Annotated in this window: 9 protein-coding genes and 3 tRNA genes; 7 read left to right on the plus strand and 5 right to left on the minus strand. The window is 54.0% G+C overall.

The window, feature by feature from the left end:
- Positions 1 to 27: 27 nt before the first annotated feature.
- On the minus strand, positions 28 to 993 hold the full coding sequence (gene glk, locus RT197_RS12865; RefSeq protein ID WP_312951197.1) for a glucokinase: 966 nt from the start codon (positions 991 to 993) through the stop codon (positions 28 to 30).
- Between the two features lie 204 nt (positions 994 to 1197).
- Between glk and RT197_RS12870 the strand changes: the two genes are divergently transcribed.
- The 3 genes from RT197_RS12870 (at position 1198) to RT197_RS12880 (ending at position 3990) form a co-directional block, all read left to right on the plus strand.
- Positions 1198 to 2433, plus strand: a complete 1236-nt coding sequence (locus tag RT197_RS12870; protein WP_312951199.1) for an ion channel protein — start codon at positions 1198 to 1200, stop codon at positions 2431 to 2433.
- Between the two features lie 91 nt (positions 2434 to 2524).
- Complete coding sequence (mgrA, locus tag RT197_RS12875) at positions 2525 to 3523, plus strand: L-glyceraldehyde 3-phosphate reductase (protein ID WP_312951202.1); 999 nt, start codon at positions 2525 to 2527, stop codon at positions 3521 to 3523.
- A gap of 125 nt (positions 3524 to 3648) precedes the next feature.
- Positions 3649 to 3990 (plus strand): DUF2502 domain-containing protein, encoded by a 342-nt coding sequence (locus tag RT197_RS12880; protein WP_312951204.1) that lies wholly within the window; start codon positions 3649 to 3651, stop codon positions 3988 to 3990.
- A 37-nt stretch (positions 3991 to 4027) separates the two neighbouring features.
- Here the strand turns inward: RT197_RS12880 and RT197_RS12885 are convergent, their stop codons facing one another.
- Positions 4028 to 5269: an Nramp family divalent metal transporter gene (locus RT197_RS12885; protein WP_312951206.1), complete on the minus strand. Its 1242-nt coding sequence runs from the start codon at positions 5267 to 5269 to the stop codon at positions 4028 to 4030.
- 350 nt (positions 5270 to 5619) lie between these two features.
- On the opposite strand from RT197_RS12885, the gene RT197_RS12890 reads away from it, so the two are divergent.
- Complete coding sequence (locus RT197_RS12890) at positions 5620 to 6822, plus strand: NupC/NupG family nucleoside CNT transporter (protein ID WP_312951209.1); 1203 nt, start codon at positions 5620 to 5622, stop codon at positions 6820 to 6822.
- Between the two features lie 145 nt (positions 6823 to 6967).
- Here RT197_RS12890 and RT197_RS12895 read toward each other — a convergent pair.
- Both RT197_RS12895 and RT197_RS12900 read right to left on the minus strand, forming a co-directional pair.
- A tRNA-Ala gene (locus tag RT197_RS12895) sits at positions 6968 to 7043 on the minus strand.
- A 39-nt stretch (positions 7044 to 7082) separates the two neighbouring features.
- Positions 7083 to 7158: transfer RNA gene (locus tag RT197_RS12900), tRNA-Ala, on the minus strand.
- A gap of 218 nt (positions 7159 to 7376) precedes the next feature.
- On the opposite strand from RT197_RS12900, the gene RT197_RS12905 reads away from it, so the two are divergent.
- Together RT197_RS12905 and RT197_RS12910 are read left to right on the plus strand one after the other, a co-directional pair.
- Positions 7377 to 7748, plus strand: coding sequence for a YfeC-like transcriptional regulator (locus RT197_RS12905; protein WP_312951211.1), 372 nt, complete (start codon positions 7377 to 7379; stop codon positions 7746 to 7748).
- Positions 7741 to 8130: a YfeC-like transcriptional regulator gene (locus RT197_RS12910; RefSeq protein ID WP_312951214.1), complete on the plus strand. Its 390-nt coding sequence runs from the start codon at positions 7741 to 7743 to the stop codon at positions 8128 to 8130. The genes RT197_RS12905 and RT197_RS12910 overlap by 8 nt, the downstream gene beginning before the upstream one ends.
- Before the next feature lie 53 nt (positions 8131 to 8183).
- On the opposite strand, the gene gltX is transcribed toward RT197_RS12910, so the two are convergent.
- Positions 8184 to 9599 (minus strand): glutamate--tRNA ligase, encoded by a 1416-nt coding sequence (gene gltX, locus RT197_RS12915; RefSeq protein WP_312951217.1) that lies wholly within the window; start codon positions 9597 to 9599, stop codon positions 8184 to 8186.
- Positions 9600 to 9856: 257 nt separating this feature from the next.
- On the opposite strand from gltX, the gene RT197_RS12920 reads away from it, so the two are divergent.
- A tRNA-Val gene (locus RT197_RS12920) sits at positions 9857 to 9932 on the plus strand.
- Positions 9933 to 9934 lie beyond the last annotated feature (2 nt).

Genomic DNA, 9934 nt, shown 5'->3' on the forward strand with positions numbered 1-9934 from the left:
AACGCCCGGTCAGACCGGGCGCGTTTTTTACAGGGTCTGCCCCAGCGTCTGGCGCAGGTGCGCGCCGGAACCCAGAAGGCCGGGGTTGTCGTGGACGATCAGATAAACGGGGATATCCTGCACGTATGCCTTGAAGCGGCCTTTGTCTTCAAAGCCGCCGCGAAAACCCGAAGCGGTGAAAAACTCGAGGAAGCGCGGGACGATGCCACCTGCGATATACACGCCACCAAAGGTGCCAAGCGTCAGCGCCAGGTTGCCGCCGAAGCGTCCCATGATCACGCAGAACAGGGACAGCGCACGACGACAGTCGATGCAGCTATCTTCCAGCGCGCGAGTGGTGATGTCTTTCGGCTGAAGGTTCTCCGGCAGGCGGCCGTCGGATTTAACGATCGCCCGGTAAAGGTTAATCAGCCCCGGCCCGGAAAGCACGCGCTCGGCGGAAACATGTCCCAGTTCGGCACGCAGCTCTTCGAGAATAATCGCTTCTTCTTCGCTGTTTGGCGCAAAATCAACGTGGCCGCCCTCACCCGGCAGGCTGACCCAGCGTTTATCGACGTGAACCAGATGCGCCACGCCCAGTCCGGTTCCTGCGCCGTAAACGGCGATCGGTTTGCCTTCCACCGGCGCTGCACCGCCAAACTGGATCAGGTGCTCTGGTTTGAGCATCGGGATCGCCATTGAAACGGCAGTAAAATCGTTGATAATTTCCAGATGGTCAAAGCCGAGATTTTTTTGCATTTCGGCAATCGAGAACGCCCAGGTGTGGTTAGTCATCGCTACCCAGTCACCGGTAATCGGGCAGGCAATGGCAATACAGCCATCCTCGACCTCAACGTTGTGTTCCTTCAGGTAGACGCTGACCACAGCTTCGAGGCTGGGGTAATCCAGCCCCGAATAGGTTTTCGCCTGAGAAATTTCGCCGGTGGCAACATCGCATAACGCTAAGCGCGCGTTAGTGCCTCCCACGTCCCCCACTAAAGCATACTTTGTCATTCTTTTACTGCTCCGCTAAAGTCAGAATAAATCTTTTGGCACACTGTAAATTCATGGCGTCCTGACAACAAGCCCAGAGTGTAAGTGCCCACGGATTATAGATCTGTGTCACATAATAACTTTAACGTTTCAGCACCATTTGCACTAACGCCTTCTAAAACGTCGGCAACGTGATGCACATCATTCAGCTAAAAGGAAATCATCATGCTCCATCCGCGAGCCAGAACTCTGTTGATACTGTCATTACCGGCTCTGTGTATCGGCATTGCGTCCAGCGTGATCCTGATTGTGGTGATGAAAATTGCCGCCGGATTGCAGTTCGCATTATGGACCCGTCTCCCTGCACGTCTGGGCGTGGCGCTGGATTCCCCGCTGTGGATTGTGCTGGTGCTGACTCTGACCGGGATCGCAGTAGGGTTGCTGATCAAGTATAGCGCAGGCCACGGCGGGCCTGACCCGGCCACGGAGCCGCTTATCGGTACGCCGGTGCACCCGGTAGCGCTTCCGGGACTGGTTCTCGCCTTAATTCTCGGTCTGGCGGGCGGCGTGAGCCTCGGACCGGAGCATCCGGTGATGGCGGTTAACGTCGCGCTGGCCGTGACCGTGGGCGCACGTTTTTTCCCCCGCGTCAGCGCACTGGAATGGACCATCCTCGCCGCCGCAGGCACTATTGGCGCGCTGTTTGGTACGCCGATTGCGGCGGCGCTGATTTTCTCCCAGACGTTAAGCGGCAGCAGCGACGTCCCACTGTGGGACCGTCTTTTTGCGCCGTTGATTGCCGCCGCAGCCGGTTCGCTCACCACCAGCCTGCTCTTTCAGCCTGATTTTTCGCTGGCGATCCCGCACTATACCCGGATGCGGCTGGTAGACGTTTTTAGCGGTATGGTCGTCGTGGCGCTTTCGGTGGCGGTCGGGATGGTGGCGGTATGGTGTTTACCGCGCCTCCACGCGCTGATGCACCGGCTTAAGCATCCGGTGCTGATCCTCGGTGTTGGCGGTTTCGCTCTCGGCATTGTTGGGGCGATCGGCGGTCATATCACCCTGTTTAACGGGCTACAGGAAATGCAGCAACTGGGCTTCAGCCAGACGCTGAGCGCCTCCGATTTTCTGCTCATCGCCCTGATTAAACTGATCGCGCTGGTCATAGCCGCCGCCAGCGGCTTTCGCGGCGGGCGCATCTACCCGGCGGTATTTGTAGCGGTGGCGCTGGGGCTGGGGCTGCACGCCCATGTGGATGCGGTTCCTGCGGCTATTACCGTCTCCTGCGCGATCCTCGGCCTGATGCTGGTAGTGACCCGCGATGGCTGGCTGAGCCTGTTTATGGCGGCGGTGGTAGTGCCGGATACCACGCTGCTGCCCCTGCTGTGTATTGTGATGTTACCGGCATGGCTGCTGCTCGCCGGTAAGCCCATGCTGATGGCTCCGCGCAGGAAAGACTAAGGTTCTGATTTTGTGAGCGTCAGCGAGTAATTACGCCAAAAACCCTGTACTGTGTAAACGCATACATTCGTTGATTACAGAGGATAACAGCATGGTTTACCAGGCAGATCCCGCCCGCTACCAGACGATGGAATATCGTCGCTGTGGTCAGAGCGGGCTGAAACTTCCGGCGGTGTCGTTAGGGTTATGGCATAACTTTGGCGATGCGACGCTGGTGGAAAAAAGCCGCCAGCTTCTGCAACACGCATTCGACCTGGGCATTACCCATTTTGATCTCGCCAACAACTATGGGCCGCCTCCCGGCTCGGCAGAAAGCAACTTTGGCCGCATTCTTCGCGAAGATTTTCTGCCGTATCGCGACGAACTGATCATCTCCTCAAAAGCAGGCTATACCATGTGGGATGGCCCGTATGGTGACTGGGGATCGCGTAAATATCTGATATCAAGTCTCGATCAAAGCCTGAAACGGATGGGTCTTGAGTACGTCGATATTTTTTATCACCATCGTCCTGACCCGGAAACACCGCTTGTCGAAACCATGCGCGCGCTGGATCACCTCGTGCGACAGGGCAAAGCGCTGTATGTCGGGCTTTCCAACTATCCGGCGGATCTGGCACGTCAGGCCATTGAGATCCTGGACGACCTTGGCACGCCGTGTCTGATCCACCAGCCAAAATATTCGATGTTTGAGGGCTGGGTTGAGGGCGGCCTGCTGGATGTACTTCAGGAGAAAGGGGTAGGCAGTATTGCGTTTTCACCGCTGGCAGGCGGGCTGCTGACCGATCGCTATCTGAACGGCATTCCACCAGATTCCCGTGCCGCCAGCGGCAGTCGTTTCCTGAACCCGGAGCAAATTACCGAGGCTAAGGTGGATATTATCCGTCAGCTTAACGCGCTGGCGGAAAAGCGTGGGCAGAAGCTCTCGCAAATGGCGCTCGCCTGGGTCTTACGCGGCGACCGGGTGACTTCCGTGTTAATCGGTGCCAGCAAAACCGCGCAGCTTGATGATGCGGTCGGGATGCTGCAAAACCGTCACTTCAGCGAACAGGAATGTGCCACGATTGACGCGTTGCTCAACAGCATCGACTGACATCTTTTTTAACAAAAAATGCGCCTGCACGTGATTTAGGAGTTAATCGGATGCTACGGGGCTTTACCGCCCCGTAATATTTGGTTAACAGGCCGACAGTGGCCCCGACCGTGAAGGAGAAAACTATGCTCAGGTCGCTTATTCTGGCGGCGGTATTAGCTGCCGCAGCCATCCCCACCTTAGCCAGCGCGGAGGAAATAACTCTGCTGCCATCCGTGAAGTTACAAATCGGCGATCGCGATCGCGGCGGTAACTACTGGGACGGCGGACACTGGCGCGATCGGGATTACTGGCACCGTAACTACGAGTGGCGGCAGAATCGCTGGTGGCGACATGAACCGCCCCGCCATCGTGGATGGGACGACCGCCGGGCTTATGAACGCGGCTACCGCGAAGGCTGGCACGATCGCAATGACCGTCGTGGACCTCCGGGACGCGGACGCGGTCATCACGGGCATCATCATTAAAAAAACGCCGTGGTCTGCATCAGGCCACGGCGTTTTATCAGACTAAATCAACTAATGTCCCTACCAGCAGCCAGCCATTCAGCACCACCACCAGCACGACAATGGTCCAGCCGGTACGCTTAATCAGCGGGCTGTTAACCAGTTCGCCCATCAGCGCGCGGTTGCTGGTGAATATCAGTAGCGGCACCAGCGCCAGCGCAATACCAAAGCTCAGCAGGACCTGGCTCATCACCAGAATGCGGGTTGGGTCCAGCCCCATCATAATCACGATAAACGAAGGCAGCATCGTTACCGTCCGGCGCACCCACAGCGGAATATGAAAACGGATGAAGCCCTGCATGACTACCTGCCCTGCCAGGGTGCCAACGACGGTTGATGACAATCCAGCCGCCACCAGACTCAGACCGAAGACCGTTGCCGCCGCATGGCTCAGCAGGGGTTCAAGGGTCAGATACGCTTGTTCCAGATCGGCAATGCCAGTGTGACCATTAAAATGGAATGCGGCGGCGGCAGTCGCCATCATCGCCAGATTGACAAAACCGGCAATGGTCATGGCAAACGCCACGTCCCAGCGCGTGGCTGAGTAGCGCTCTTTGCGCGTCCCCGCATGTTGATTCTGGGTCAGCGAAGAGTGCAGATAAATAACGTGAGGCATAATCGTCGCGCCCAGCACGCCAGCGGCTAAAAATACCGCGTCCGTTCCCGGCAAAGAAGGAATAATCATCCCCTTCGACAGCGCCGCCAGTTCCGGCTGAGAAAAAATAAGTTCGACAATATAAGCGGCGGCAACAAACAGCAGCAGCCCGCCGATCACCACTTCCAGCGGTTTTTGCCCGCGTCGCTGAAGCATCAGGATCAGAAAGGTGGCAATCCCGGTCAGCACCGCGCCCTGAAGAAGGGACACGCCGAGCAGCATTTTAAAACCTATCGCCGCGCCAATAAATTCCGCTAAATCGGTCGCCATTGCGATGATTTCTGCCTGCACCCAGTAAAACCAGACTAGCGGGCGCGGATAATGGTCGCGGATTTGTTCTGCGAGGTTTTTACCGGTAGCAATGCCGAGTTTAGCGGACAGCACCTGAATCAGCATCGCCATCAGGTTCGCCCAGACCACCACCCACAGTAGCTGATAGCCGAAACTCGCCCCGGCCTGAATATTAGTGGCAAAGTTGCCCGGATCGATATAACCAATGGCAGCAATGAATGCCGGTCCCATTAACGCCAGCCTCAGCTTACGCGCTGCCCTGCCGGTACTGCTATCAACGCGACTGTTGCTCATTCTCTGCCTCTTAAATATAGCCTTTGCTATGTTTCATGCTATCAAAATGAGAATGATTATCAAGATCATTAAGAAATGTAAAATTGATTTCTCTGATAGATGTGAACGATAGACGGGCTGGATGCCTGGTGGAGGCATTATTTGTTTTCAATATGGAGACGATGTTAACAGAGTAGTACATTGACGCAACTTTTCACTATTTTACCCGACATAATTAAAATGTCTGGTAGATCACTATTTTTGAGATAGCTCACAGGAACTTACTATAATGCGCGTTTGATCTCGTTTTCTTTAGTGTTGTTACATAGAATGTGCACGAAAACTAAACCTGCCTCATATTCGGAGCAAATATGTCCGCCGTTCTGCACTTTATCCTGGCGTTAGTCGTTGTTGCGTTGCTCGCTCTGCTGGTCAGCAGCGACCGTAAAAAAATTCGTATTCGTTATGTCGTTCAACTGCTTGTAATTGAAGTTTTGCTGGCCTGGTTCTTCCTGAACTCAAATATCGGCCTCGGCTTCGTACAAGGCTTCTCCGAAATGTTCGAAAAGCTGCTTGGCTTTGCGAACGAAGGCACCAACTTTGTCTTCGGTAAAATGAATGATGAAGGCCTGGCATTCTTCTTCCTGAAAGTGCTGTGCCCTATCGTGTTCATCTCCGCACTAATCGGTATTCTCCAGCATATTCGCGTGCTGCCGGTAGTGATCCGGGCGATTGGTTTTGTTCTGTCTAAAATCAATGGCATGGGTAAGCTGGAATCCTTCAACGCCGTCAGCTCGCTGATCCTGGGGCAGTCAGAGAACTTTATCGCGTATAAAGATATTCTCGGCAAGATGTCGCGCAACCGCATGTATACGATGGCGGCCACGGCGATGTCTACAGTTTCCATGTCCATCGTTGGCGCATACATGACCATGCTTGAACCTAAGTATGTTGTCGCCGCGCTGGTGCTGAACATGTTCAGTACCTTTATCGTGCTGTCGCTGATCAACCCGTACCGCGTTGATGCCAGCGAAGAAAACATTCAGATGTCGAATCTGCACGAAGGCCAGAGCTTCTTTGAAATGCTGGGTGAGTACATTCTGGCTGGTTTCAAAGTGGCGATTATCGTTGCCGCCATGCTGATCGGTTTTATCGCTCTGATTGCCGCGCTGAACGCCCTGTTCTCTACGGTAACCGGCTTCTTTGGTCACAGCATCTCGTTCCAGGAAATTCTGGGCTATATCTTCTACCCGGTTGCATGGGTGATGGGTGTGCCTGCTCATGAAGCGTTGCAGGTAGGCAGTATCATGGCAACCAAACTGGTGTCTAACGAATTCGTGGCAATGCTGGATCTGCAAAAAGTGGCCGCGTCGCTTTCTCCGCGTTCCGTCGGCATCATTTCCGTGTTCCTGGTGTCTTTTGCTAACTTCTCTTCTATCGGGATTATCGCGGGTGCGATTAAAGGCCTGAATGAAGAACAGGGCAACGTGGTTTCCCGCTTTGGTCTGAAGCTGGTGTACGGCTCTACGCTGGTGAGCGTGCTGTCCGCGTCTATCGCCGCGCTGGTACTGTAACCGCTCCTCTCTGAAAGCCGGGATTTCATCCCGGCTTTTTTACGCCTGTCGATCGCCGGATAAACGAAAAGCGTGGCAATCATGCCACGTCGAAAAGAGAATGCTGGAAATAAAAAACCCCCGCGTTAAGCGAGGGTCTGAATTTTGGTGGAGCTAAGCGGGATCGAACCGCTGACCTCTTGCATGCCATGCAAGCGCTCTCCCAGCTGAGCTATAGCCCCACATCATCTTTACGTACCAAACCTGATGGGAGCAGGATTTGGTGGAGCTAAGCGGGATCGAACCGCTGACCTCTTGCATGCCATGCAAGCGCTCTCCCAGCTGAGCTATAGCCCCGTTACGTAAAGCTTGTCGAGTTGACGGGCGGCATAATATGAATTCCCTTCCTCAGTGTCAACGGCAAAATCTATTTCCTTCTATCGATTGCTGAAAAAGCACGCAAACCTGTGATGTTGCGAGTTGCCTCGCAGCAAGGCGTTAATCTTGTCACGATTTCTTGTAAAATGATGGTATAACATGAACCACTAATTCCACACGACTATTCAGGAAATAGTATGATCAAGGAACGGATGACGCCGGATGAAATTGCACATCTCACCGGATACAGTCGCCAGACGATTAATAAATGGGTACGCAAGGAGGGCTGGGAAACGTCCCCGAAACCAGGCGTACAGGGAGGAAAGGCGCGGGTGGTACATGTTGATGCGCAGGTACGGGAATTTATCTACAGTGCCCGCCGGGTTTGCGACATTCCCGCCAGTTACGCTACCGCAGTTAATGATACGTCGTTTGATGCCCTGCTACTTTCGCTGGCCAATGAAATGACCGACTCCGAACAAAAACAACTCACTTCTCTTTTACTACGCGAAGGGATCACCGGCTTGCTGGAACGCCTTGGGATCCGTAGTCAAAACCATCATGATTAAATTAAAACCTAAAATGACAACGGAAGAATTAGCCGCTTGTCTCGACGTTACCAAACAAACCATTAACCGGTGGATACGCGAGCAGGGCTGGCGTACCGAGAAAATACCCGGCGTTAAAGGTGGACGTGCGCGGTTGATTCATATCGACCATTCGGTACGCGACTTTTTAACCAATGCACCGGCACTGCGTACTCTCAGCATCCCGTTACAGGCTCACGAACCGGCGATGGAATACGGCACAGCCGAGACTGAAAGCCCCTTAGGCCAGATTTACCATATCCTGCAAAATATGACGCTGGCTGAACAACAGCAACTGGCGATCTTTTTAGCGCGGGAAGGTATTCGTGGCTTTGTGGATCGTCTGGGTATTGGCGAGGGGTAAACCTGATTGACGCTTACGACAGGTCAGGCCTGCCGTAAGCGTGACTGACGGTATTACTGCTGGTTTTCGCGCTCGGTAATAAACGCCAGCGCTTTATTGATGCGCTCAATGCTGCGCGTTTTACCAATCGCATGTACCGTGACGTCCAGCGCCGGAGACTGCCCTGCTCCCGTCACCGCCACACGCAGCGGCATACCGACTTTGCCCATCCCGACTTCCAGCTCGTCCGCCGTCGCCTGAATCGCGTGGTGAACGTTTTCTGCGGTCCAGTCTGCCAGTGAGGAAAGTTTGTCGCGTACGACCTCCAGCGGCTGACGCGCTACCGGACGCAGATGTTTTTTCGCCGCGTCAGCATCAAACTCCGCAAAATCTTCATAGAAGTAGCGGCAGGTTGCCGCCATTTCTTTCAGCGTTTTGCAACGATCGCCCAGCAAAGTAACCAGTTCAGCAAGCTGCGGGCCGTTACGGGTGTCGATATTTTCCTGCTCAATGTGCCATTGCAGATGCGTCGCCACGTATTCCGGTGCCAGGGTAGTAATATAGTGATGGTTCAGCCACTGGAGTTTTTCCGTGTTAAACGCACTGGCCGATTTGCTGACCGCGCTCAGTGAGAACAGCGTGATCATCTCTTCACGGCTGAAGATTTCCTGATCGCCGCTGGCCCAGCCCAGACGCACCAGATAGTTCAGCAGCGCCTCCGGCAGATAACCATCATCGCGATACTGCATCACGCTCACCGCGCCGTGACGTTTTGACAGCTTTTTACCGTCGTCGCCGTTAATCATCGAAACATGGGCATACACCGGCACTGGCGCATTCAGCGCTTTCAGAATGTTGATTTGACGCGGAGTGTTGTTGATATGGTCTTCACCACGGATCACATGGGTGATTTCCATATCCCAGTCGTCCACAACCACGCAGAAGTTGTAGGTCGGTGAACCGTCGGTACGCCGGATGATCAGATCGTCCAGTTCCTGGTTGCTGAATTCAATCGGCCCACGGATCTGGTCGTCAAAAATCACCGAACCTTCCTGCGGGTTAGCAAAACGCACAACGCAAGGTTCATCATCAGCGTGATGCTCATGACTGTGACGGCAGCGCCCGTCGTAACGCGGCTTTTCGCCCTTCGCCATTTGCTCTTCACGCAGCGCGTCCAGACGCTCTTTAGAGCAGTAGCATTTGTACGCGGTGCCTGCGACCAGCATTTCATCAATCACCGCGTTATAGCGGTCAAAACGTTTGGTTTGATAGTACGGGCCTTCATCCCACTCCAGACTCAGCCAGTTCATACCGTCCATAATGGCTTCGATAGCTTCCGGGGTGGAGCGTTCGAGATCGGTGTCCTCAATACGCAGCACAAACTCACCGCCGTGGTTACGCGCAAAAAGCCAGGAATAAAGAGCAGTACGAGCACCGCCGACGTGCAGATAACCTGTCGGGCTGGGCGCGAAGCGAGTTTTGATTTTCATGAAAAGGCCTTACGTTAATAAAGATGCCGACAACCGGCTAACCTGGAAATACAAAGTGGGCAATATTCTATCACTCCCCGCTGATTCCTCAATGTTGTTCACTTCTCTGTGTCTCAGTTTGCTTTTTTTGTCGATAAATCATACCTGCACGAGCAAATCCGCAACGCTTTGTTTAATTTTACGACGAACGAGCAAAATCTTAAGAAAAGGCGTTGACTCATTTTCAACTCTCCCTATAATGCGACTCCACACAGCGGGGGTGATTAGCTCAGCTGGGAGAGCATCTCCCTTACAAGGAGAGGGTCGGCGGTTCGATCCCGTCATCACCCACCACT

It is taken from the genome of Superficieibacter sp. (genome assembly GCF_032071645.1).
Lineage (GTDB): Bacteria > Pseudomonadota > Gammaproteobacteria > Enterobacterales > Enterobacteriaceae > Superficieibacter.

Bases quoted from the DNA above. Each gene is read 5' to 3' on its own strand.
- RT197_RS12880 (WP_312951204.1), top strand. From the start codon at position 3,649: ATGCTCAGGTCGCTTATTCTGGCGGCGGTATTAGCTGCCGCAGCCATC.
- RT197_RS12870 (WP_312951199.1), top strand. From the start codon at position 1,198: ATGCTCCATCCGCGAGCCAGAACTCTGTTGATACTGTCATTACCGGCT.
- glk (WP_312951197.1), bottom strand. From the start codon at position 993: ATGACAAAGTATGCTTTAGTGGGGGACGTGGGAGGCACTAACGCGCGC.
- mgrA (WP_312951202.1), top strand. From the start codon at position 2,525: ATGGTTTACCAGGCAGATCCCGCCCGCTACCAGACGATGGAATATCGT.
- RT197_RS12885 (WP_312951206.1), bottom strand. From the start codon at position 5,269: ATGAGCAACAGTCGCGTTGATAGCAGTACCGGCAGGGCAGCGCGTAAG.
- RT197_RS12890 (WP_312951209.1), top strand. From the start codon at position 5,620: ATGTCCGCCGTTCTGCACTTTATCCTGGCGTTAGTCGTTGTTGCGTTG.
- gltX (WP_312951217.1), bottom strand. From the start codon at position 9,599: ATGAAAATCAAAACTCGCTTCGCGCCCAGCCCGACAGGTTATCTGCAC.
- RT197_RS12905 (WP_312951211.1), top strand. From the start codon at position 7,377: ATGATCAAGGAACGGATGACGCCGGATGAAATTGCACATCTCACCGGA.
- RT197_RS12910 (WP_312951214.1), top strand. From the start codon at position 7,741: ATGATTAAATTAAAACCTAAAATGACAACGGAAGAATTAGCCGCTTGT.